Here is a 22,224-nt window from a genome sequence, read left to right as displayed (position 1 = left end):
TAATTTTTCGATTCCATTCTTCTATTCTTTCAGGTGAAAACGTATGTGAAGAAAGCATGCCAGCCATAATACGTTGCCCAGTTTGTACGACTTTACTACGCGATTTCACAACATATAAATCATATTCTTTTTTTTGTTCTATTTTTCTTTTTTCAGCTGTTAATTCATACACTTCTTTTAAAATATGTTCTTTTTCTTGATTTATTTGCAATTTTATTGTGTCGTACTGCTGTTTATCCACCTGTTTTCATAGCCCCTTCCTATTATAACGTTCTCTTTTTCTATTATATAGTTTTTTTCCAAAAAAATCTGTGAAATATTAAAAAACAAAAAAATAAGACCTCTTGGGCAGAGGCCTTATACTATATGGTGTATCGCTTCAACGATATCATCAAATTGGAAACTATCCGATCGACCTTGCTTTAAAAATGTATTTATGCCTTCTACTTTATTTTTACATTCAAAAATATAAGCATTTTCTTCATTTTCTTGAATCGTTCCTAACTTAAAATACAATTCATTTTCTTTATAAATTGATAAAATCTTTCTCATTTCATTTGCAAGTTGCCAATGATGTGGCGAAACAATTTCTTCCATAATCCTACTTACTGAATCTAATACTGAAATTGCAGGATAATGACTAAGCGTTGCAAGCTCACGCTTTAATACAATATGTCCATCTAAAATACCACGTGCTAAATCTGGTACAGGACCATTTAAATCGTCCCCATCAACAAGCACCGTATAAATACCTGTTATAGATCCCTTTTGCGTTTTTCCGGACCGCTCTAACAGCTTCTTCATATAACTTTCCATTAACAGTGTTTTACCACCAATCGGTAGCTCTTTTACAGCAATATCAACACTTCTTCGGGCATCGGCAAAACGAGTAACAGAGTCCATCATAAGTAATACGTTATTGCCTTGATCACGGAAGTATTCAGCAATAGACGTTGCGAGTTTCGCTGCACGAAGTTGCATAAGGTGACTTTCATCTGACGTCGCTACAACAACGACGCTTTTTCGCATCCCTTCCTCGCCTAACTCTTTTCGAATAAAGTCTTTTACTTCCCGGCCACGTTCTCCTACTAAACTAATAACGTTTATATCAGCTTTTGCATTTTTGGCTATCATTCCAAGTAAAGTTGATTTACCAACACCTGACCCAGCAAAAATACCAATCTTTTGACCGATACCAATTGTTAACATAGAATCAATTGATTTTATTCCTGTTTCAAATACATCAGTAATCTCTTCACGTTCAAATGCATGTATAGGCGGCGCATCTAATTTTATTTTCTGTAATGGCACGTTTTCAGCGTCCTCATTTAACACTTCACCATTTGCACTTAACACTTTTCCGAGTAAGTGATTACCACGTGGTACAACAACATCTTCTGAAATTAATGTCACTGAATCTCCATAACATACTTTTTCTGTCTGTTCAAATGGAAGTAGCATATTATTTTCTTTTTCAATGGCAATCACTTCACATAAGACCTTATGTTCTCCAACGAAGCAAACATCTCCAATCTTCGCTTTCGGCCCTTTTGCTACGAAAAACTGTTCTTGTACACTATGAACTTTGCCTACTTTCGTATACAGCGGTGTTTCAATGAACTTATTCCATTTTTCGTTCTCATTCATTAACAGACGGCTCATACATTTTGCTCCTCAAATAACTTCTCTTCTTCCCATTTCTGACGAAGTTTCGCAAATATAGGTGCAAATTTAAATTCAAAGAACTCTTTCTCTTCTTCCAGAACAAATTCACCAAACTGCAGGGAGAAATCATATTTCCATTCTACTAATTGTAGCAACCAATATTCTTTCGTATTTTCCTTCTCTTCTTGAATACGTTCAAACGTTTCTGGATGTACTGTAATGATTAATTTTTCAAACGAAGTTGGCAATGTTTGCACGATGCCAGTTAAAATAGGTAAAAGATCAAGCAATCGTGAATCTACCGCTTGATTCACGATTTTTTCTGCTAGATGAAAAGATTGATCCCATAATAACTCTGTCCATTCATATGCTGTTTCTTGTTGTTCTTTTTGAAACTGCACACGCGCTGCTTCCATCTGTTCCATTTGTTCATGAATATGCATTTGAAATTGTTCTTTATCTTGTAATAACTGCTGACGCTCTCGTTCTAGCATTTGCTGCTCTTGCCTTAGCTGATTCATTTCCATATGTAATGATTCTTGCTGGGCGCGAAGTTCTGCATGATCAGCTTGTAATTCTTCCTCTTCTATTTGAACTGAAGCTGGTTTTGGGAATTGTAATTCATACGTTTCTTCAGAAAAAGAAACAGAATTCTTCGGAATTCTGTTTTTAAATAAGGACATCCTCTTCACCTCTTTGAACGATAATTCTTCCTTCTTTCTCTAGCTTTTTCACTGTACCAGTGATCGTTTGCTGCGCTTTTTCAGCATCCGTCATCTTAAGCGGTCCTAAGCCATCTAATTCTTCTAGAATCATCTCTTTACGGTTTGAAGACATACATGTAAATAGTTTCTCTTTAATTTCTTCTTTTGCAATTTTAAGTGCTTTCGCAAGAACACCGTTATCTGTAATTTCTTCTAATACACGGCGAAGCGCAAGATCTTCAAGACCAAGTAAGTCTTCAAAGACAAACATATTTTCTTTAATTTTCTCAGATAACTCATAATCGACTTCATCCAGCTTTTGAAAGACTGTTTTTTCAACACCACGTGAAACATTATTTAAAATGTTTACGATTGTTTTCAAACCATCAGTTTTATTAATTGCACTGAATGCCATATTATTTAATTTCGATTTTAACAACTCACCAATTTGATTAATTAATTCACCATCAACTTGTTCTAACTTCGCAATACCCATTACCGTCTCTACTCGCTTATGATCTGGCAATCTCTCAATTAATTGAGACGCAAGCTGCGGTTTAATATAAGAAGCGATAATTGCAATTGTTTGTGGTGACTCATCATTAAGCACTGTAAGAAGTGGCTCTAAATCTGTAAGTGAATTTAAGAATTCAAATGGATTATCTTTGTTATACCAAAGGTCTTCCAATAATTTTTCCAGTTCGTCTTCTGGCATGTTTTTAAATATGCGACGAATGTATTCTTTATCTGGAGTGACTAAGTTCAATTCTTTTACATTTAGTTCATATAAGAACTCTCCTAGTACATTTTCTAACGTTTCTGGTTTATATACACGAAACTTCGCGATTTCACGAAGTAATACTTCTTTTTCCTCAGCTGTCATATATTCAATGACTTTTGCTGCCACCCCTTCTTCTAATGTACGAATAAGGATGGCAGCTTTTTCTTTGGAGGAGATTTCATCTAACATCGTTGTTCCTCCCTTACTGTCCGTTTAGCCATTTTTTAATTACTTTTGCAGTACCTTCTACATGTTCTTTCGTAGCATCCTGCACTTGTTCATCTAACGTTGGTTCTTTCGGTTCTTCTGGTTCAGGTTTTGGCTCTGGCACTATTTTTTCTTCAGGAATTTCCAAGATACTTTCATTACTTGCAGCAACTTCATCTTCTGCTAAGTATTCTTCATATTCCTCTTCTTCTTCTTTCTTTCTCTTACGTCTTGCTAATAAGAACCATACTAGACCACCGATCGCTAATAAGCCAGCTGTAATTCCACCGAATAACCACCAGTTCATGCCACTTTTTTCTGGCTCTTTCTCTTTTTCGACTTTCGGCTGATCGAACTGAACAGTTACAACGTTAACTTGACCATTTATAAAGTTACCGTTCGGATCAGCTTGAAGTCCTGCCGCTGTTCCGATTGCTTCTTTAAAAGTTGTCATATCCATTCTACGTTTTACTAGCGTATCATTATCTACCCATACAACAACATTTGTTTTCGTTAATTCTGGGTGTTTCTTAATTGTTTCAACTGTTTTATCTATTTCATAGTTTTCGATTTTGTTACCATTTTTATTATTATAGACAACTTTACCATTTTGATTATTGTTCGTACCGTAGTTTGGCACTTCACCGTTCGCTGTAATACCAGCACCTTGCTTCGGATCTGCCCCTTCTTGCGCAGTAGAGCTTTCCTCTTGCTCTTGTTTACTACGAAGTACACCTTTATCACCATATTTCTCTGACTGACGTGTAACTTCATCGTAGTTTACAGATACTTTCGTATTCACTTTATATTCATTCGGTTTAAACATCGTCATTAACGTTGCATCAATATCTTGTTTTAATTTACCTTCAAGTTGGTGCTGCATCTCTACTTCTTTCTCATAAGAAGAAGAACTACTAGAATGTGCTTCATCTGTCCCTTTTGAGATAACACCTTTTTTACTATCAATAACGCTTACTTCTTCTGCCTTTACACCAGGAACTGCTGCACTTATCATTTGCTGTATACCTGCAACTTGATCAGCTGTTAACAATTGGCCACGCTTCACCCCAATTGTAATCGCCGCTGTTCCTTTTGCTTTTTCTTCATCAAAAATTGTCTCTTTTTCAGGCAATGTAATTTGAACATTTGCCGTTTCAACTGTCGCAAAGTTTCTTACAATATCTTGCTCCAATTGCTTCTTTGTACCGACAATTTGCTTCATTTTTTTATCTTGCTCACTTGAACCGAGCGAGCTTTCTAATAAAATTTCCTCACCGCTTTTAGAATTAAACGGTAAGCCCATCCCATTCATTTCTTTTCGAACCCATGGAGCATCATTCTTTTGTACACGAATCGAACCATCGGCCGCTAATTGATAATCGACACCTAACTTCGATAATTCTGCTGTAATCTCTTGTTTATCTGTATCATTTAAATTTTGATATACAACAACATATTTATCTGGCAAGGTGAAGTATAAAAGTGCTCCTGTTACAATCGCTAAAAGCGCAGCACCAATTACTAACTTATGCCACGTTTTTAACGATTGGATAACATTTTTCATCTTTTCCATTTAAACACACCCGTCCACTTTCCTAAATTTGCATATTAATTAGTGACTTATAATTTTCAATAAGATTATCACGTACGAGAGCAGCTGTTTTCATTTGAGACTCAGCTTTCTTTTGCTGAATTAAAACGTCATGTGTTTCTCCTACCCCTTTAGTTAGTAAATCATATACTGCTGTTTGCGCATTGTTTTGCGTTTGATTCATATCTTCCAATAAATCAATAAACTTTTTCCCCTCAACTACAGATGTTTGAGAAGCTTTCGGTGCACCAATTGACTGAATTGCTCCAAATGGTTGTGTATGTAACATTGGTTGGATTTTCATATTACTATCTTCCCCCTTATCCTCGGCCGATTTCTAAATCTTTATCAAGCATTTTTTTATTTGCATTTAATACACTCGTATTTGCTTCATACATTTTTTGAGCAACCATAACATTCGTCATTTCAGCAGTTACATCAATATTTGGATAACGTACATATCCTTCTTCATTTGCGTGCGGATGCGTCGGATCATACACTAAATTTTCCGTTTTGTCTGCTTCAATACTTTTTATCTTTACTCCGTTAGTAGGAGCCCCATCTAGCATACTTGCAAAACTATTGTTTGATTCTAGCACCACGCTACGACGCTCATATAAATCTGCCCCCGGAGCCGCCGTCGTATTTGCATTTACAATATTGTTAGAAGTAACTTCCATCCACTTTCTCGCTGTCGTTAGCCCTGAGCCACTTGCATTAATTGCCTGAAACATCCGTTGTCTCTCCTTCTACTTTTAACGTCCGCGTGCCGCTTGGTTAATTGCATATTGTGTATTAATTGCGTTAACTGAAATACCGTATAACTGATTTGTTTTCATTAAATCTAGCATTTCTGTCGTTACATCCACACTATTTCCGTCTTTATTCGTTTGCATTGATTTTGTTTGAATCTTTGCATATGTATTTTTCGTATTTACTGTCGGCAAGTGCATTTCATTCGTTTGATATAAATCTGGATTGCTCTTTAAATCAGCCGCATTGTTTTTATATAATGCACTACTTTTATTCATCTGCTCAGCAAATGTTACATCTTGTGCTTTATAGCCAGGTGTATTTGCATTTGCAATATTACTAGAAACAGTATTTCGTTTCGTCACTAAATAATTCATATAATGGCTTACATCACTCACTAAATCTGGCATATTCCACACCCTTTCTTTTCTAAATTAATAATCCACTGATAGAAGTTTCACTTCATTATTTATTTTCTTATATGCATTTATTAAAATATTTACTTTTATGTACCCCTACATATTTTATTCCATTTTTCCATTGTTGTCTTTAGAAAAATACAAAAATATAAAAAAGAATGCAAAAAACTGTATACACACAGTAATCTATACAACATTTCAATATATGAACTATAAACTAAAGTCCATTTTTCTATTATTTAGATTACTATTATTTTTCATCACAGTCATAAAATGAAACCTCAATCAGCGGAGTTCTTTATGTAAACGAAGGAATAGACCCCCTTTTAAAAGGGGAATCTGTTTCCAAACGTTATTATTAATATTTACCGTAAAATGAATTAGCCTTCATTCGTCCATCATTTGTCATAATCATTTCTTCCAAAATCTTTTGCTTATCCCGAATATGCTGTGCTGCCTTAATAATAAATGGGCTTACTTCTGCTGCAACTTGCGTACGCGTTTCTTCATCCAATGTCATCATCCAGCGATTTAACATCTCACTCTTCTCAGCAAACTCTCTGTCTGACACTTGCAATTCACCGATTTCATTAAAACAGCTGACAAACGTCCGATAAATATCATTGTTCATTTTCAAGTGCTCCGCGGTAACCGTCTATTAAATCTTGTAACACTTTCACAATTGCATCAATATCTTTCGCTTCACGCGTTACTTTCATCGTTTGAATTTGAATGCTAATCCAATCGTATAAACCATATAAGCTATCATATAAATCTTTCGTAATTTCAGGATTCAATTGAAGTTTTAATTCTTCAAAAATACGTTCTAACTTTTCAAGAAGTGCGTCCCCTTCTTGTAAGTTAAAAGTATGTAAAAGTTCTTCTAAATTACGGAACTCTACAATACATCTTTCATAAATAAAAATTGTATTTTTAATCGGATTACTCGTCATAATATCATTTTGCATATAACGTTGCCATGCTTGCATATGATCACTTCCTCAACTTTCATTAATCATCACTTTTTTGTTTTGTCATTGCTTTAATTGTTTTTAGTTGGCTATCAAGCGCCGCCAATGTACTTTCTAGCTTTTGATACTTCTTCACAATTTCATCTTGCTTTTGCAAGTTTTGCGTCTCAATATCTTTAATCTTTTTATCTAAATCACTTACACGTGAATCAATGTTTTTAACTCTCTCGCCGACTACGCCTTTATCACCGAATAGTTTATCAAGCGGTTCTTCCATCATTTTTCCTAAACCGTTAGAACTAAAGAAAAATTGCTTCGCTGCATCTGGCTTCTCTTTTAATGCTTTCGTTAACTTTTCGTCATCAATTTCCATCGTTCCATCTTGCTTTAATTGAATACCAAATGTGAATAAATAATTACCATCTTGAGAAAATGTTACGACATTGTTCATCGCTTGACGTACACTTTGCATAATAGCTTGACCTTGGAAAGCTCCACCTTTTCCAGCAAAGATATCTACTGTAGAAACAGCTTTATTATAATCAGCTACCATTTTTTTAATAACATTCGATGCATCTGTTACGTTTGAGTCATTTACTGTAAATTTTAGGTCTATACCTTTTGTTTTGGGATCTGTTGTTGTACCTGCATCTGGCGCCCCTTCTACTTTCGGCTCAGTTACCTTTAACAACTCAATTTTCACACCGGGAAGAGCTTCAATTGTATTCGTAGAACTTTCATCTGTAATACCATTAATACTATATTTAGCATTTTGTGCTTCATTGATTGTATTGAGCGCTTTGCCATCCGCGTTAGCTAAACCAATATCTTGAAATAGCGTAGATGTGTTCGCCTCAAACTTAATCTGTCCATCTGTTCCCTCTTTTTTAGAGGTCATGAAAATTTTATTTCCAAGTGTATAAGCTGATACGCCATAATCTCCATCATTAATCTTATTAATTAAATCTTTATATGTCATATCTGTTGTTACTTTTAATTCTTTACCGCCTAGTTTTAATGTTTCATCTTTAGGAAGCTTTGCATTTATATCTTTAATTTCATTAGAAGCTATTTGATGACGTTGCGCGAGCTGTGTAATTGTCATATTAAAAGTTCCTGCAATTGCACCACCATCAGCTTTTACATTAATATATCCGTCTTGTGATGTTGTTACTTTTTTCTCATTCCCTTTAAAAGCCGCTAAGTTTTTAAAAGTTTGCGTGAAAGAGCTAAATTCTGATTTCAAACTTGTATATAATAATTTATCATTTGTAAGGTCGTTCTTTTCTTTCGTATACGGTGTCTTTTTCATATCTAACGCATTCATTTCTAATTCAACGAAGTGAGAAGTATCGATCATATTATTTCCAAGATTCCAAATCTGTTGTCTACCACCAATGCCTGTCATCGTTCCTGCCATATTTATCACTCCTTATTATTTACATATAATCTAAGATGCTTGTTTTACTCATCGTACTAACAGCTTTAAGCGTCGCTTCATACGTTGCATTTATATATGCTAAGTCAGAAATTGCGACCGCTAAATCAACATCCTCAATTTCTTTACGGTTTTCTTGAAGCGCTAAGTTTTGCTCGCTTAAAATTGTTTTAAACGTCTCCATTGTGTTCATTGTTGAACCAACTTCAGTTGTACGGTTAATGATGCCATCTAAGTTTGTCTTATTTTCTCCTAATAACGGTTGTAACGCTTTTTGATCACCTTTTTGCATCGCTTCGCTCATTTGTTTTAACGTTTTTATAACCGGAGATAATAATGCTTCTCCGTTACGAAACGCTTTTAATTCATAACCGTCATTTAGTTGCCAATTCACATCATCTTTTCCACCTTGGTATGTACCATCTTCTGTAAATGGTGGCTTCTCTGCACTATCACCACCGAAAATATAACGACCTTGCTCTTTCGTATTCGCTAAATATACAACTTGTTTTAAAATTTGATCAATCTCTGCACCGATGGCTTTCAATTCTTTTTCACCATTTTGCTCACTTATTGCCCGCAACATTAATTGATCTGCTCTCGTTAAAGATTTAAAAACACCTTGTAAAGTATTTTCAGTTTGTGTTAGGACATTTTTCGAATCAGCTAAATCTTTTTGCATTTGTTCAATATTCGCCAATGAATGTTGAATCGCAAATGATTTACTCGCTGCAAGTGGGTCTTCACTCATAAGAAGATTTTTCTTCCCTGAAGTTACTTGGTTTCTATGGTATTGTTGTTGCACATTCAAATCCATTAACTGATTCTTTGCCCAGTTTGCATTTTGAAATGTAGATACTCTCATTTCTATCTCCTCCTTATATATTTTCAATCAATTATTATCACTTATCGAATAATCGAAAATAGACTATCAAACACTTCATTCATCGTAGTAATAGCTTTAGAGTTTGCGACGAAGTATTTTTGGAAGGCCATTAAATTTACCATTTCCTCTTCCATATTTACCCCTTCGACGCTCATTTTTTCTTGCTGAATGCCTTCTAGTAAGTCCCCATGAATTTTTTGATAACCATTTACTGCACTTTTATCAGATGCAACACGAACTATAAATTGGTCTAATGCTTGTTTATAAGAAAGACCTTCTTTATAATCTCCATCTGTAATTGCTGCTAGTTTATTTGCTGTTTCAGCAGATATTTTCATTTTCGAAATATCTTTTTGGAATTCTGGATTTAACTTCATATCTTTCGCATAATCTCCAACGAAGAAATCTTTTCCCATCACTGTGTTCACTTGAGTTTTCACTGAACTCATTAAGTCTTCAAGATTTTTTTTATAATCAACAATTTTCGCTTTCGTATCAATCGCTGATTTTATTGCTCCGCTAGTTACAGAGATTTCTGAACCGTAAATCTCAACTGACATTGGGTCTTTTTCTTTATTTAATTGAAGTGGATATGTATCTTGTCCATTTACTGTTAAAACACCATTCATTCTAACACTCGCGATATTAGGATTCATAGATTCATAAGATACTTCTATATTTGCATACTTAGACATCTCTGTAACGATACGATCTCGTTCGTCTAAAAGTTGATTCGGCACTTGTGTACCTGCTTGTCCAATTTTATGATTCGCTTCTGCTAAACTAGCAGCAAGACGATTAAATTCATTAACATGCGCTTCAATATCTTCTGCCGTCTGCGCTTCCACTGTATCTAAGTTTTTCGCAAGACGATTTACTTGACTTGTGAACTTCCCAGTTTCAGAAATTAATGTATCGTAGTAGTTTGGTTGTTCTGGATTTTTTGCCACTTCACGAAAGGCATTAAAGAAACCGTCCATTAAACTAGATAATGAATTCTTTCCTGTCGTTCCAACCATAGACTCTACACGTGATAAAGTCGAATTCATATAGTTATAGTAAGAGAGCTGAGATAATTGATCATTAAACTGCTTCGTCTTTACCTCATCAGTAATACGGTCAACACCTAGCGTTTGTACACCGTAACCAATTCTCTGTTCTGGCGTATGACCATTACTTGCTCCAACAGATCCGTAATTCACCATTTGACGCACATAACCCGGTGTATGAATGTTAGATAAGTTTTGTTTCGTTGTTTGTAATCCCATTTGAGCCGCTAGCATCCCTGATAGCGGTGTATTATAATCAGATAATCTCATAAAGCTTCACTTCTCCTTTACAATAGTTCATTCATAAAGATTTGCGAATTATTGTTTCGCTCTAAATTATATTCAGAAACAGAATCCACAATACTTTCTGTAGTTTTTAATAGTACGTTTAAGTAATATTGATTTTTCAAAAGAATCATTTTTACATTCTCTTCTAATTCAGTTACGTTTTTTTGTAATTCTTCCATTTTTTCAATTTCTTCTTGAGAAAAATACGAAAATAATGCACTTACACGAGATGCTTCAACATCTTTTTCTTTACAAAACTGAACAACCATTTCTTCGAATGAGCTAGATAGTCCTTTTAAACCATCAATGTACTGCAATTGTTCTACTTGTAACTTTTGAACTGCATTTATATCTTTATTTTTTAAATTCTCATATATTTGCTCTCCAAGCGCTTGAATATTTTCATACGCCTTTTGTATAATAACGAGCTTTTCATATAATTGTATGTACATATAGCTTCCTTCCTTTTACAAGACTAAATTCACAATTAAACCATGGATTTCTCCAATTTGATTTAACATTTCTAAATGTCCTGTTTTCGTATTAATTAAATTCATAACATCTTCTAATTCATTCAATCCCATTTCTGCCTGTTTCACAATCGTCATTTTCTGTGAATATCCATAACGTGGGTGACGAGACATGACATCTTTATACTGCAATACATTATCAACGTAAAAATTCAAAAATGATTTTACTGTATTTTTGTATTCCATTACATTATCAAGCGTTAATTCCATTTCAATTTTTTCTTTAATTTCTCCAATATTATCGACAAACGCTTCCATTTGTTCTAGTAATTTATCTTTTTTCGGATCTGCATGCAAATTATCCGAAAATGCAAGTCCTGTCCTGACATTTGCATCTTTCGGCATTTGAGTAGCAGGCGGTATATGCGATAAAATTGGATTATGCGAGATAGAACGTAGCATATATATCACCTATTTATTTTTTTATTTCTTCCTAAACTTAATCGTAAAATCCAGTTATTTATAATTATACTCTGAACAGTAATATTTTGCAGTTATTTTTTATAAAAGATATGTTACAATTTAGCATGAGGTGGCACAATTCTATGAATATTTTCCTTTGTGGTTCAAATCAATTAACAGCATTAGATCAAGAAGAAATTAAAAAATTTTTAACTGACTATGCTCACAAACATAAAATTTACATATTATGTTATAAATCTATTGAAAATGAGGTTCTTCGTTTTTTCGTTGAGAATGAAAGACTCGCTCAAAATTTATGCCTTTACACGCTGCAACCATTGCAAGCAATAACAGATGAATTTCAAGAAGTCGTTGATTACTTAAAAAAACACGGAGCCGAATATGTTGCTTTTGATCATCCTTCTGACTCCATTTACCGATCAGATTATATGTTTTTTGTTAAACAAATTATTGAAGACACTGATTTAGTTCTCTGTTTTTATAATGGGGACAAACATACATCTGTCATCCCTGTCGATGTTGCAAAAGAAGCAGGTATTGATGCTGTCATTTATGATTTACCAGGATTACATGAAAAGCAAATGAAAAAAAGCTTTGAACAAAAAATTCGTATGATGTAAAGGGGGAGGCACAATATCATTATTGTGCCCATTGTAAATATGATAATTGAACAAGATTATGATCATTTTATCGCGAGTTTTAAACAACAATTCAATATGGATATCGCTTCGTATAAACAAGATAGAATGCGCCGTAGAATCGATGCTTTCATTTCGAGAAAAGGCTTCGAAAACTACACTAATTTTTTAAACAAATTACGCGCTGATCAAAATTTATTTTTAAATTTTATTGACTACATTACAATTAACGTTTCAGAGTTTTTTAGAAATAAAGAACGATGGCAAACTTTAGAGTCGAAAGCACTACCAAAATTACTCGAACAAAATAGCGGAAAATTAAAGGTATGGAGTGCCGCTTGCGCTGCTGGTGAAGAACCGTACACACTCTCTTTAATTTTATCAAAGCATCTAGCTCCATTTCGTTTTGAAATTCAAGCAACAGATCTTGATTTTCATATTTTAGAAACCGCAAAACGCGGTCAATATACAGAACGTTCTCTGAAGGAATTACCTAATGATTTGAAAGAACGTCATTTCACAAAAGAGAATGATATATATTCATTGCATCAAAACATTAAACAAAACGTTACGTTCAAACAGCACGACCTTTTAATGCAGTCGTTCGATACAAATTATGATTTGATTATTTGTCGTAACGTAATGATTTATTTTACAGAAGAAGCAAGAGTAAAACTTTATGAAAAATTTAGTCGTTCTTTACGAAAAGGCGGTGTACTATTTGTTGGTAGTACGGAACAAATTTTAACACCCGAACGTTACAATCTTCAGCGATTTGATACATTCTTCTACGAAAAAATATAAAAGAGGTCGTCACAATGGAGTGACGACCTTTTTACATAACTCGAATTATAATAATACCGACAATCCATATAAAGAGAAAAAGAAACGTCATAGACCATTTATGTTCTTGCACCGTATGTTTCAACGCCTGTGACAATTGTGTCATGTTCATTTCCGCAAGCGCTCTCCATACACTTACATCCCGATCTTTAGCAATGCGGTCTGTAACGCTAATTAAAATTGTTTCGTTAGACAGTTTCGTTATATAAGCAGTAATAACCGTTACCATCAAATTTATATTTCCTTCTGAAGAATCACTTTCCACTCTAGAGATAAGTGCACTCACATCTAGTAACGGAATATGTACTTTTCTACCAAATGATAGTTGTACTTCAGCGAAATCATACGTTCCATCTAACAAAGGAAGTTCTTTTATATGCGCCTGCTTAACAAGCCCTTGTAGGCTTCTAATTACTTGTTCAAATATTTTTTCTGTTTGCTTACCTTCTCCGGATAACGTATGTAACTTTTTAAAAAGTTGTAACACTGTATCCATCTCTTTAGAAAGCATTTCCTTCATAGTCTTTCCATCACTTAAACTTGCAAGTAAAATACCTATTTCATTATTTTTCGAAATAATTTTAGACTGTCCAGTAAACACTAAATTGCTACGCTTTCGTTCTTTCTGGATTTCATGCTCCGAAATAGCTGCAGGCTGTTTTAATGGTTGTAACGCCTTATCTTCAATTGTCGTACGTTTAATCTCCATTTAAGCGCCTCCACTACTATGAAATAATTAGCCCCATTCTTTATTACTCTTTAAAACTAAAAACAGTACGAATAAACCTGACATGATAGTAAACACATCAGAAGCTTGCACTCCCTGTTCACCTTTTTCTTCTTTCTTGTCTTTCGGTTCTTCTTTTTGTTCTTTCTTTTTAGAGGCAACTTGTTTGTTATTTTTCTCTTTTTGATCCTTCGCCTTATGTACTTCCTTGTTGTCTTCGAACGGCTCTTTTATAACATAAGTAAATTCCTCTTTCTCTTTCAACGGTTCTTTTATAAACTTATTTACTATCTCATCTTGCTTCGGAATTTGAACGACTGGTAAATTTTCTTCTGGAAGCGGGTTTTTGACTTTCGAATCTTCTTGCTTCTCATTTTCTTTCTTATCTTCTAATTCATTTTCTAGTTTATCATCTAATTTTTCTTCTTTTTCTTTCTCTTCTATCTTTTTATCATCTTCGTTTTTTGGCGCCAAAACAGAAATGGTATATTCACTTTCCTCAACAAGTTTATTACCTGCTGCATCTATTATCTCTACAAGTAATTCGTATGGCCCAGCCGGCAATGCTTCTGTTATTTCAAATACTTTTTGCCAATCCATATCATGCTTGTTGTAGTCTAATAAAAAGGAAAGCTCTTTATTTTCTTTCCCTTTTAATGTAACGCGCACTTCTTTTACAACCGATTCTATATCTGACGCTTTTACTCGTATATGTATAGAATCTCCCTGTTTTCGTTCAACTAAGTTCTCTTTTACTTCATCAATAGTAACTTTCTGTAACTTTGGCAATTCTTTATCTATAGTTGGCGTTTCATTTTTAATACGAATGAGCGGGACTTTCACTTCATTTTTTATGAGCTCTTCTTTCTCATTCTCTTTGTAACTTTGAACGAGCTGAAGATTCCAATCACCTTGCAAATCAAAATCCCCTGCTTTATAGTTAGCAACCCAGCTCTTCGTTTCTTCATCATACTCAAAAGATAACATTCTTTCTTGCGCATATTGCTCGCCATTTTTTTGTAACTGCAATATACCTTTCATACTTTGAATATTTTTCCCATTTGGTTCTACAGCAATCCGCACTTCTTCGCCAACTTTAAGCTCCGGCTTATTTACTGTAATAATTCCCTGTTCCGTTTCTATCTTTTTTTCACTCAATTGTTTATTTACTACTTCTTGTTGTTCTGTTTCTTTTGGTTTCTCTTCATCTTGTTTCGTTTCCACTTGCTCTGACGGTTCTTGAGATTCCTTATTTTCTTCTTGTACATTCACTTCTTTTATTTTTTGATCTGGCTCAATTTGTTCCTCAGCCTGACTTTGCAAAGGGAAGAACAAGCACACATGTATGCATAGCCAACTCATTAGAAAAAACTTTACGTTTTTCATCTACTAGTTCAAACTCCTATTTCAATGCCTTATAGTGATTTCGTCACTTTTACTCCGAAAAATCCATCTACATTTACAAGTTCACCATACGCCACTAATACATCATTTACATAAATACGAATTGGTTCATCAATATCCTCATCTAGTACAACTGCTTCATTTTCTTGTAAACTTAATATATCTTGAATCGTTTTCACTGTACTTCCAAATACAAATTTCACGTTCATTTCTACATTTTGTAGAATGGACGTGTCCATATATACTGGTTCCATTTGTTTTACTTCTTTAAATTCAATAGGTTGCACAACTGGTTCTACAATTTTTTCTTCTTCAATTTCTTCTGTGGCAATCTCTTCTTCCACCATTGGATACAGAAGTCGCCTTACCATTTCTTTCGCTTCAGAAATTGGCAAAATTTGATACATTTTCGATTGAAGCAGATCACCAATTTCAAGATTGAACGTAATTTGAACGAGTTCGTCCACTTCCATTGACTCTCCCAAATACTCCATTTCTTCTTTTAACGTTACAAATTTAACATTTGGCGGCGTCATGTCCATTTTTTCTTGGAACATTTCTGACATCGCCGTAGCAGCGTGACCCATCATTTGATTCATAATTTCTTTAATACCGCTCAGTTCTAATTCAGTAAGCTCTTTTTCCGGATCAACTTCCCCTGTTCCCATCATCATTAAATCTACCATTGTTAAGGCGACATCTTTCGTAAATACGAATACATTCTCATTCTTTAGCCCTTCAACAAAGTCAACATTTAAAATAACAAATGGCACTGGTACTCCATCATAATGACGAACATTGATTGCTTCCACATTTGGTGTACTAATTGTAACTGGCTGATTTAAAAGCGTTGACAATACTGTTGAAGCGGAACCAATTGAAATATTTGCAATTTCACCAAGCACATCTTTCTCTTCTTGTGTTAAATGCTCTTTTTCAACTTCTTCTACAATCTCAGTTTCCACTACTTCTGCTGGCTCGTCTTTTTCTTCTACTCCACCAGATAATTGCATTAATTTATTTACCATTTGTTTCGCATGCTCAACTGAAACAATTTGTACAAGTTTAGAGTTTACAAGATTATCTATCTTTAAATCAAACGACACTTTAACAATCGTATGATTCCCATCGATTTCAGAGATTTTCTCCATTTCTTCTGATAACTTTACAACATTAATCGTCGGCGGAGACATATCTACTGTATCTTGGAAGAATTCCGACATAGATGTAGCTGCGAATCCCATCATTTGATTCATCGCTTCTTGTACAGCACTTAGCTCTAATTCACCAAGTTCTTTTCCGTCCTCCACCTCGCCTGTTCCCATCATCATTAAATCAGCAATAGACAATGCAACATCTTGCTTAAGGACAAGAAGGTTTTCCATATCTAATCCTTTTGTAAAGTGAATGTTTAATACAACATGTGGAACTTCGACATCTCTTGAATCATATAAATCTACCAACTCTATGCGAGGAGCAGTAATGCTTACTTGCCTATTTAAAATTGTTGATAATACAGTCGAAGCTGAACCAAATGATATATTTGCAATTTCGCCAAGAATATCGCATTCTTGAGGCGTTAAATGCTCATTTTCTTTTTCTAGCACAATCGTGCTCGTATCCCCTTTTGTGTGTTGCTCAGGCATTTTCCCTGCCTCCTCATTTCTGTTTTTCTATCAAATGATATAAACTCTCATTTGATTTTAGCAAACTTATTATATAAAACGTTAATATGTATTTATTGCCATTATTAGAGTAGTAACGATTAGTCAAAAAGCTCCCCAATTGTATACAAGTGGGGAGCTTTCCTTCATTCCTATTATAAACCTTCTGGGTTTAAAATGAGGACCACTCGTCCATCACCGAGAATCGTCGCACCAGAGAAATAATTAGAACTCTCTGCAAAGAAGTCACCTAATGACTTTAAGACTATTTCTCTTTGACCGATAATTGTGTTTACAATAAGTCCATAGCTGCGATGTGTATTACGAACAATTAACACAGGAACCATTTGACCATCATATGACGCAAACGCCTCATCTACTGTTTTTTCACCAAATACAGTACTTAAATGTTTCACTTCAATAATTTGATTACGATAATTTAACACATCTTTTCCTTGTAAGGATTGGATGTCTTCTTTCTTAATTCGAATTGCTTCAACGATATTTCCAAGAGGTAAAGCATAACGCTTATCATTCGTTTGAATAAGCATAGATTGAATAATAGACAACGTTAACGGAAGTTCAATTCTAAATGTACTTCCCTTTCCTTCCTCAGAATCAATAATTAAATGTCCACCTAAACTATGAATCGTATGTTTTACAACATCTAATCCGACACCGCGTCCAGAAAGATCTGATACAACTTCAGCTGTACTAAATCCTGGTTGGAAAATAAGATCAAACACTTCACGATCTGTTAATCTATTCGCATCTGCTTCAGTTACAACGCCATTTTTAATCGCTTTTTCTAATACTTTCCCTTTATTAATACCGTTTCCATCATCCGTAATTTGAATAACGACATGATTTCCACTATGAAAAGCTTCTAATTTAATAGTACCTGTCTCATTTTTACCTGCATCACGTCGTTTTTCAACAGTTTCAACACCGTGATCGATTGCATTTCGAATTAAATGAACGAGCGGATCACCGATTTCATCAATAACAATTTTATCTACTTCAGTATCTTCACCTGTAATTTGTAAATCGATTTTTTTCCCTAAATCTTTCGCTAACATACGTACCATACGCGGGAAACGATTGAACACAGTTTCAATTGGCACCATACGCATATTTAATAGTACATTTTGAATATCTTTTGAAATATCGCCTAATCGATTTAAATGTTCAATTAGTTCCTTGTTTTGAATCGTTTGAGCCAATTCATCAATGCGCCCACGTTCAATTACACTTTCTTCAAACATATTCATTAATCTTTCAATTTTCTCTAATTGAACACGAATTGAACGATTCTCCACTTTAGCATTTTTCGTTTTTGTAGTACTTTTAGCTGGCTGATTCGTTGCCACTATCGGTGATTCTACCTGCGTAGCCACAGCTGGTTGTAGCGTTTCTTCTACTTGCACAACTTCTTGTGTAACGACTTTTTTAGAAGCTACTTCCCTCGATATAGGTTCTCCTTGCTTTACTTCCACTTTCTCAATTTCAGAAACATGAAGTACTACTTGTTTCAATTCTTCTATACTACAATCCGTATCCATAAATACTGTAAATTCAAATCCGAAAGCATCTGCTTCAATTTCTTCAATACTCGGAGCTGTTTTTTGTATATTCCCCACATTTTGTAATGCTTCAATACACATAATGGCACGTACTGCTTTTAAAATTGCTTGCTGTTCAACTGTTATATGCACTGCATGCGAAACTGCATCATCGTTGTCTATATGATTTTGCTCTATATGTTCCGTAGTAGTTTCTACATTGCCGTTCAATAATGCTTCTAATTTCTGTTTAGTTGAGACTACATCAATATTGCCCATTCCACCTTGTTGCACATCTGCAACCATCTTCTCCAAATTATCAATGCACTCAAAAATCACATCAATAATATCCGCATTTACAACTATATTCCCATGACGAATTTCATCTAACACATTTTCCATCTTATGCGTTAAATCAGCCATCTCCGTAAATTCCATACTCGCAGACATACCTTTGAATGTATGAGCGGAGCGGAATATTTCTCCTACAACATCCATATCAGCAGGATTTTGCTCTAACACTAGCACATTTTCATTTAGCGACTGTAAATGTTCTTCTGACTCTTCAAAAAATATATTTAATAGATCTGTTTGCATTTTTATCCCCTACCTGTCTAACAAACATTTCATTTATGTATAACAATTTAGTGTTTTATAATGAGAAAAAAGGGGGCCACACGTCGATCCGCTATCACTGTTTTGATTCCTTGTGGCACCCCTTCTATATTAACTATTTGCTACTTTTGTTAAAGCTTCAATTACACGATCCGCTTGGAATGGCTTTACAATAAAGTCTTTTGCCCCGCCCTTAATTGCATCTAATACCATACCTTGTTGTCCCATTGCAGAACAAATAACAACCTTTGCACTTGAATCAATTTTAATAATTTCTTTTAATGCTTCAAGCCCATCCATTTCTGGCATAGTAATATCTAATGTTACAATATCAGGTTGAAGTTCTTTATACTTTTGAATTGCTTCTACCCCATTCTCTGCTTCGCCAATAACTTCAAATTCAGCATTACTTTTTAATAAGTTTTTAATCATCGTTCGCATAAACATCGCATCGTCTACTACTAAAATTTTATGTGCCATTCTTTTTAATTCTCTCCTTCTATGTATAAATATATCTTAATATTTCACCTTATCATTCTCACTCATTATACAAAATAAAATGATAAAATTTAATATTTTTTTAAAAGAATTTTCGTATTTTTATTATTTTATTATTAAAATAATAATATACTACTCTTTTATATAAATAACAACGCGACGGTTTTTTTCCCAGTTTTGCGGTGAATCATTTGGTACAATTGGCTTTGTGTCTGCATATCCTACCGCAGCTAGCCTTTTATCATCCACATTATACACTTCAATTAAATGGTGAATCATATTTGCCGCTCGTGCTGAAGATAACTCCCAATTTGAAGGGAATTTCTCGTTATGAATAGGTCTACTATCTGTATGTCCCTCTACAACAATTGGGTTAGGTACGGATTGAAAAAATCCAACTAATTGACTTATTATCCCTTTCGCTTCGGGCTTAACGTTTGCATCGCCTGTATCAAATATTAAATTATCTACTATAACGACGCTTACCCCTGTATCCTCTCGATATACATTCACTTGACTAATACCGTTATTATCTACATACGCTTTTAACTTCTTATATAATTCATCCATTCTCTTTTTTGAGATCATCTTTTCATCATTTTTTTCATGTGAAATATCCGGTATTGTATTTTCCATTACTTTTGCATCTACTTGCCCCGTATCACTAAACTTTTCAAGCATCTTTGACAATTTTACTGCATCTTGCTTTGATGTAGCAACTAGTAATACAAAGAAAGTTAATAATAACATTGTTAAATCTGTAAAAGTCGTCATCCAACGAGGCGATCCCTTTTGCGGTCCTTTACTCATCATACCACTCCTTGAAATATTAGGCTGCTCCTTTTACCTTTTTTACCTTTGTTTCGTATACGTATGTATCCAGTTTCAACTTTAATTTAGAAGGGATTTGTCCACGATACAATTCTGAAATTGCTTCTATTACAAACTTCTTCTCTGTATATAAATCTTCAATACCACGATATACTTTTTCCGCAAGAGGGATTGCAATCATATTCGCAAGTACGGACCCATATAATGTCGTTAACATCGCAACTGCCATCCCTGTACCAATTTGCGATGTATCTTGTAAGTTTTGGAGCATAATGATAAGACCGATTAACGTACCAATCATTCCCCAAGCTGGAGCAAAATCACCAATTTTATCTAATAATGCTGCTCCTTTTCTTAACTCATACACTTCCGTTTCAATATCTTTCAGTAACACTTCTTTTAATTCATCTTCATCGTAACCGCTTAACATTAATCGAATTCCTTTTTGAATAAAAGGATTGTCTACTTGCTCTCCATCAACCTCTAAAGAAAGCAAGCCGTGCTTTTTAGACTTTTTCGAAAAATCGACAAACAAATCCGTTAACTGTTCTAAATCTTCTTCTCTTCTATGTAAAACAGTAAAAATGCTTTTCGTATATTTTTTTATTTCTCCAAATCGATATGCCACAACAATTGTCGCTGTTGTTCCCCCTATGACAATTAAAATAGATGAAACATCTAAAAAGTTTTTAAAAGCTTTTATTCCACCGCCGCCAAGCATAATTGCTGCTATCACTATAATGAAACCTACTATAATGCCCACTGGGCTAGAAATATCAAACTTCCTTTTTCTTCTTTGTGGTCTAGCTAATACTTGATTTTTCTCTCCCATATTTCTGCCCTTTCCTTTCCATTTTTATATAACATTTTTTTATTTTAATAATACGTTTTCATATATAACATGTATTATACGCTTATCATCTGTTTATCGCAATATACTCATGAAATTGACACATTTCATTTCTATATTAGAATTATAGTATGGATAAATGAGGAGGATCACGATGGAACACAACATTTTACAAGTCATTGCATTAGCAGAAAAACTAAAATATGAAATGCGACATAGCTGGCTTTCTAACGGACGTCAAGAAAGTGTTGCCGAACATACATGGCGTATGTCTCTAATGGCTATTTTAGTTGAACCTTATTTGGATCAAAAAGTAAATATTGAGAAATTACTTAAGATGGTTATTATTCACGACCTAGTCGAAGCCGAAGCTGGTGATATCCCTGCTTTTGATACAATGAATAGTCACGAATTACAACTACAAAAACAAAAAAATGAACTAGAAGCTATTTTAAATATTAAACAAACATTAACAAGTTCTCTCGGTGAGGAATTATATGACTTATGGATGGAGTTTGAAGCGAAAGAAACGTACGAAGCAAAAGTTGCTAATGCACTCGATAAACTTGAGGTGAAAATCCAACATAACGAAGCTGATATTGATACGTGGTTACCAATTGAACATAAAATGACATTCCAAGTAGCAAAGCATACAAACTTTGATTCTTTCCTATCTAAATTACAAAAAATTATTGAACAAGATGGAGAAAAGAAGTTAATTGCTGCCGGTATTGATGTTGAGGCATGCAAGCAATAATGAAATAAGACACTCAACATGATATGATCCCCTTATAGTAGACAGTAAAAAGAAAGCACATTAATCTGTTTACTATGGAGGGGATTTTTCTATGGGCAAAATTAGAGTAACTTATGATATAGAATTTAAG

24 protein-coding genes and 1 pseudogene are annotated in these 22,224 nt (G+C 34.2%); 3 read left to right on the top strand and 22 right to left on the bottom strand.

What is annotated here, in order from left to right:
• From MR167_RS23145 to MR167_RS23075, 15 genes and pseudogenes are all read right to left on the bottom strand, one after another.
• A pseudogene (locus tag MR167_RS23145) lies at positions 1–241 on the bottom strand (cytoplasmic protein); the annotation flags it as partial.
• A 116-nt stretch (positions 242–357) separates the two neighbouring features.
• Positions 358–1,662: a flagellar protein export ATPase FliI gene (gene fliI / locus MR167_RS23140; protein WP_061666845.1), complete on the bottom strand. Its 1,305-nt coding sequence runs from the start codon at positions 1,660–1,662 to the stop codon at positions 358–360.
• The gene (locus MR167_RS23135; RefSeq protein ID WP_242315554.1) at positions 1,659–2,348 is read right to left on the bottom strand and encodes a FliH/SctL family protein; all 690 of its coding nucleotides are present in this window, start codon (positions 2,346–2,348) and stop codon (positions 1,659–1,661) included. The genes fliI and MR167_RS23135 overlap by 4 nt, the downstream gene beginning before the upstream one ends.
• On the bottom strand, positions 2,335–3,339 hold the full coding sequence (fliG, locus tag MR167_RS23130; RefSeq protein WP_000883364.1) for a flagellar motor switch protein FliG: 1,005 nt from the start codon (positions 3,337–3,339) through the stop codon (positions 2,335–2,337). The genes MR167_RS23135 and fliG overlap by 14 nt, the downstream gene beginning before the upstream one ends.
• A 13-nt stretch (positions 3,340–3,352) precedes the next feature.
• Positions 3,353–4,930 (bottom strand): flagellar basal-body MS-ring/collar protein FliF, encoded by a 1,578-nt coding sequence (gene fliF, locus MR167_RS23125; RefSeq protein WP_242315553.1) that lies wholly within the window; start codon positions 4,928–4,930, stop codon positions 3,353–3,355.
• 22 nt (positions 4,931–4,952) lie between these two features.
• Positions 4,953–5,252 (bottom strand): flagellar hook-basal body complex protein FliE, encoded by a 300-nt coding sequence (gene fliE / locus MR167_RS23120; RefSeq protein WP_242315552.1) that lies wholly within the window; start codon positions 5,250–5,252, stop codon positions 4,953–4,955.
• A gap of 16 nt (positions 5,253–5,268) precedes the next feature.
• A complete protein-coding gene (gene flgC, locus MR167_RS23115; RefSeq protein WP_000484680.1) occupies positions 5,269–5,682 on the bottom strand; it encodes a flagellar basal body rod protein FlgC in 414 nt (137 codons plus the stop codon).
• A gap of 21 nt (positions 5,683–5,703) precedes the next feature.
• Entirely contained in the window at positions 5,704–6,111 is a 408-nt protein-coding gene (gene flgB, locus MR167_RS23110) for a flagellar basal body rod protein FlgB (protein ID WP_001113110.1), read from the bottom strand.
• A 367-nt stretch (positions 6,112–6,478) separates the two neighbouring features.
• Entirely contained in the window at positions 6,479–6,751 is a 273-nt protein-coding gene (locus tag MR167_RS23105; protein ID WP_001058090.1) for a hypothetical protein, read from the bottom strand.
• On the bottom strand, positions 6,741–7,109 hold the full coding sequence (locus MR167_RS23100; RefSeq protein WP_016077910.1) for a flagellar export chaperone FliS: 369 nt from the start codon (positions 7,107–7,109) through the stop codon (positions 6,741–6,743). The genes MR167_RS23105 and MR167_RS23100 overlap by 11 nt, the downstream gene beginning before the upstream one ends.
• Before the next feature lie 22 nt (positions 7,110–7,131).
• Positions 7,132–8,511: a flagellar hook-associated protein 2 gene (locus MR167_RS23095; RefSeq protein WP_016077911.1), complete on the bottom strand. Its 1,380-nt coding sequence runs from the start codon at positions 8,509–8,511 to the stop codon at positions 7,132–7,134.
• Positions 8,512–8,530: 19 nt separating this feature from the next.
• Entirely contained in the window at positions 8,531–9,394 is an 864-nt protein-coding gene (locus MR167_RS23090) for a flagellar hook-associated protein 3 (protein WP_242315551.1), read from the bottom strand.
• Positions 9,395–9,435: 41 nt separating this feature from the next.
• On the bottom strand, positions 9,436–10,734 hold the full coding sequence (gene flgK, locus MR167_RS23085; RefSeq protein WP_242315550.1) for a flagellar hook-associated protein FlgK: 1,299 nt from the start codon (positions 10,732–10,734) through the stop codon (positions 9,436–9,438).
• A gap of 17 nt (positions 10,735–10,751) precedes the next feature.
• On the bottom strand, positions 10,752–11,204 hold the full coding sequence (gene flgN / locus MR167_RS23080; protein WP_000275875.1) for a flagellar export chaperone FlgN: 453 nt from the start codon (positions 11,202–11,204) through the stop codon (positions 10,752–10,754).
• A gap of 15 nt (positions 11,205–11,219) precedes the next feature.
• Positions 11,220–11,684 carry a YaaR family protein gene (locus MR167_RS23075; protein ID WP_000946318.1) on the bottom strand — a complete coding sequence of 155 codons (465 nt, stop codon included), beginning with the start codon at positions 11,682–11,684 and terminating at the stop codon, positions 11,220–11,222.
• A gap of 143 nt (positions 11,685–11,827) precedes the next feature.
• Between MR167_RS23075 and MR167_RS23070 the strand changes: the two genes are divergently transcribed.
• A complete protein-coding gene (locus MR167_RS23070; protein WP_001020110.1) occupies positions 11,828–12,325 on the top strand; it encodes a flagellar motor switch protein FliG in 498 nt (165 codons plus the stop codon).
• A 39-nt stretch (positions 12,326–12,364) separates the two neighbouring features.
• A complete protein-coding gene (gene cheR / locus MR167_RS23065) occupies positions 12,365–13,147 on the top strand; it encodes a protein-glutamate O-methyltransferase CheR (protein WP_000582875.1) in 783 nt (260 codons plus the stop codon).
• 31 nt (positions 13,148–13,178) lie between these two features.
• Here cheR and MR167_RS23060 read toward each other — a convergent pair whose 3' ends face one another.
• The 7 genes from MR167_RS23060 to MR167_RS23030 form a co-directional block, all read right to left on the bottom strand.
• Positions 13,179–13,895 carry a hypothetical protein gene (locus tag MR167_RS23060; RefSeq protein ID WP_242315548.1) on the bottom strand — a complete coding sequence of 239 codons (717 nt, stop codon included), beginning with the start codon at positions 13,893–13,895 and terminating at the stop codon, positions 13,179–13,181.
• Between the two features lie 27 nt (positions 13,896–13,922).
• Entirely contained in the window at positions 13,923–15,299 is a 1,377-nt protein-coding gene (locus tag MR167_RS23055) for a transglycosylase (protein ID WP_242315546.1), read from the bottom strand.
• Between the two features lie 29 nt (positions 15,300–15,328).
• Positions 15,329–16,963 (bottom strand): flagellar motor switch protein, encoded by a 1,635-nt coding sequence (locus tag MR167_RS23050; protein WP_043938784.1) that lies wholly within the window; start codon positions 16,961–16,963, stop codon positions 15,329–15,331.
• 173 nt (positions 16,964–17,136) lie between these two features.
• Positions 17,137–19,140 (bottom strand): chemotaxis protein CheA, encoded by a 2,004-nt coding sequence (locus MR167_RS23045; protein ID WP_001192626.1) that lies wholly within the window; start codon positions 19,138–19,140, stop codon positions 17,137–17,139.
• Between the two features lie 129 nt (positions 19,141–19,269).
• On the bottom strand, positions 19,270–19,638 hold the full coding sequence (locus MR167_RS23040; protein ID WP_000940568.1) for a response regulator: 369 nt from the start codon (positions 19,636–19,638) through the stop codon (positions 19,270–19,272).
• A gap of 150 nt (positions 19,639–19,788) precedes the next feature.
• Complete coding sequence (locus tag MR167_RS23035) at positions 19,789–20,466, bottom strand: OmpA family protein (RefSeq protein ID WP_000033627.1); 678 nt, start codon at positions 20,464–20,466, stop codon at positions 19,789–19,791.
• Positions 20,467–20,485: 19 nt separating this feature from the next.
• Positions 20,486–21,319 carry a flagellar motor protein MotP gene (locus tag MR167_RS23030; RefSeq protein WP_000504191.1) on the bottom strand — a complete coding sequence of 278 codons (834 nt, stop codon included), beginning with the start codon at positions 21,317–21,319 and terminating at the stop codon, positions 20,486–20,488.
• A 172-nt stretch (positions 21,320–21,491) separates the two neighbouring features.
• Here MR167_RS23030 and MR167_RS23025 point away from each other — a divergent pair, with 172 nt between their 5' ends.
• Positions 21,492–22,094: an HD domain-containing protein gene (locus tag MR167_RS23025; protein WP_000400770.1), complete on the top strand. Its 603-nt coding sequence runs from the start codon at positions 21,492–21,494 to the stop codon at positions 22,092–22,094.
• Positions 22,095–22,224: the final 130 nt, after the last annotated feature.

The sequence above is a fragment of the Bacillus cereus group sp. BfR-BA-01355 genome (assembly GCF_022663675.1).
GTDB classification, from domain to species: Bacteria; Bacillota; Bacilli; order Bacillales; family Bacillaceae_G; genus Bacillus_A; species Bacillus_A thuringiensis_S.
The sequence above is the reverse complement of the archived record's forward strand: the minus strand, read 5'-3'. Positions and strand labels throughout refer to the sequence as shown.

Coding starts and splice junctions, on each gene's coding strand:
- fliI (WP_061666845.1), bottom strand. CDS start 1,662: ATGAGCCGTCTGTTAATGAATGAGAACGAAAAATGGAATAAGTTCATT.
- MR167_RS23135 (WP_242315554.1), bottom strand. CDS start 2,348: ATGTCCTTATTTAAAAACAGAATTCCGAAGAATTCTGTTTCTTTTTCT.
- fliG (WP_000883364.1), bottom strand. CDS start 3,339: ATGTTAGATGAAATCTCCTCCAAAGAAAAAGCTGCCATCCTTATTCGT.
- fliF (WP_242315553.1), bottom strand. CDS start 4,930: ATGGAAAAGATGAAAAATGTTATCCAATCGTTAAAAACGTGGCATAAG.
- fliE (WP_242315552.1), bottom strand. CDS start 5,252: ATGAAAATCCAACCAATGTTACATACACAACCATTTGGAGCAATTCAG.
- flgC (WP_000484680.1), bottom strand. CDS start 5,682: ATGTTTCAGGCAATTAATGCAAGTGGCTCAGGGCTAACGACAGCGAGA.
- flgB (WP_001113110.1), bottom strand. CDS start 6,111: ATGCCAGATTTAGTGAGTGATGTAAGCCATTATATGAATTATTTAGTG.
- MR167_RS23105 (WP_001058090.1), bottom strand. CDS start 6,751: ATGAACAATGATATTTATCGGACGTTTGTCAGCTGTTTTAATGAAATC.
- MR167_RS23100 (WP_016077910.1), bottom strand. CDS start 7,109: ATGCAAGCATGGCAACGTTATATGCAAAATGATATTATGACGAGTAAT.
- MR167_RS23095 (WP_016077911.1), bottom strand. CDS start 8,511: ATGGCAGGAACGATGACAGGCATTGGTGGTAGACAACAGATTTGGAAT.
- MR167_RS23090 (WP_242315551.1), bottom strand. CDS start 9,394: ATGAGAGTATCTACATTTCAAAATGCAAACTGGGCAAAGAATCAGTTA.
- flgK (WP_242315550.1), bottom strand. CDS start 10,734: ATGAGATTATCTGATTATAATACACCGCTATCAGGGATGCTAGCGGCT.
- flgN (WP_000275875.1), bottom strand. CDS start 11,204: ATGTACATACAATTATATGAAAAGCTCGTTATTATACAAAAGGCGTAT.
- MR167_RS23075 (WP_000946318.1), bottom strand. CDS start 11,684: ATGCTACGTTCTATCTCGCATAATCCAATTTTATCGCATATACCGCCT.
- MR167_RS23070 (WP_001020110.1), top strand. CDS start 11,828: ATGAATATTTTCCTTTGTGGTTCAAATCAATTAACAGCATTAGATCAA.
- cheR (WP_000582875.1), top strand. CDS start 12,365: ATGATAATTGAACAAGATTATGATCATTTTATCGCGAGTTTTAAACAA.
- MR167_RS23060 (WP_242315548.1), bottom strand. CDS start 13,895: ATGGAGATTAAACGTACGACAATTGAAGATAAGGCGTTACAACCATTA.
- MR167_RS23055 (WP_242315546.1), bottom strand. CDS start 15,299: ATGAAAAACGTAAAGTTTTTTCTAATGAGTTGGCTATGCATACATGTG.
- MR167_RS23050 (WP_043938784.1), bottom strand. CDS start 16,963: ATGCCTGAGCAACACACAAAAGGGGATACGAGCACGATTGTGCTAGAA.
- MR167_RS23045 (WP_001192626.1), bottom strand. CDS start 19,140: ATGCAAACAGATCTATTAAATATATTTTTTGAAGAGTCAGAAGAACAT.
- MR167_RS23040 (WP_000940568.1), bottom strand. CDS start 19,638: ATGGCACATAAAATTTTAGTAGTAGACGATGCGATGTTTATGCGAACG.
- MR167_RS23035 (WP_000033627.1), bottom strand. CDS start 20,466: ATGAGTAAAGGACCGCAAAAGGGATCGCCTCGTTGGATGACGACTTTT.
- MR167_RS23030 (WP_000504191.1), bottom strand. CDS start 21,319: ATGGGAGAGAAAAATCAAGTATTAGCTAGACCACAAAGAAGAAAAAGG.
- MR167_RS23025 (WP_000400770.1), top strand. CDS start 21,492: ATGGAACACAACATTTTACAAGTCATTGCATTAGCAGAAAAACTAAAA.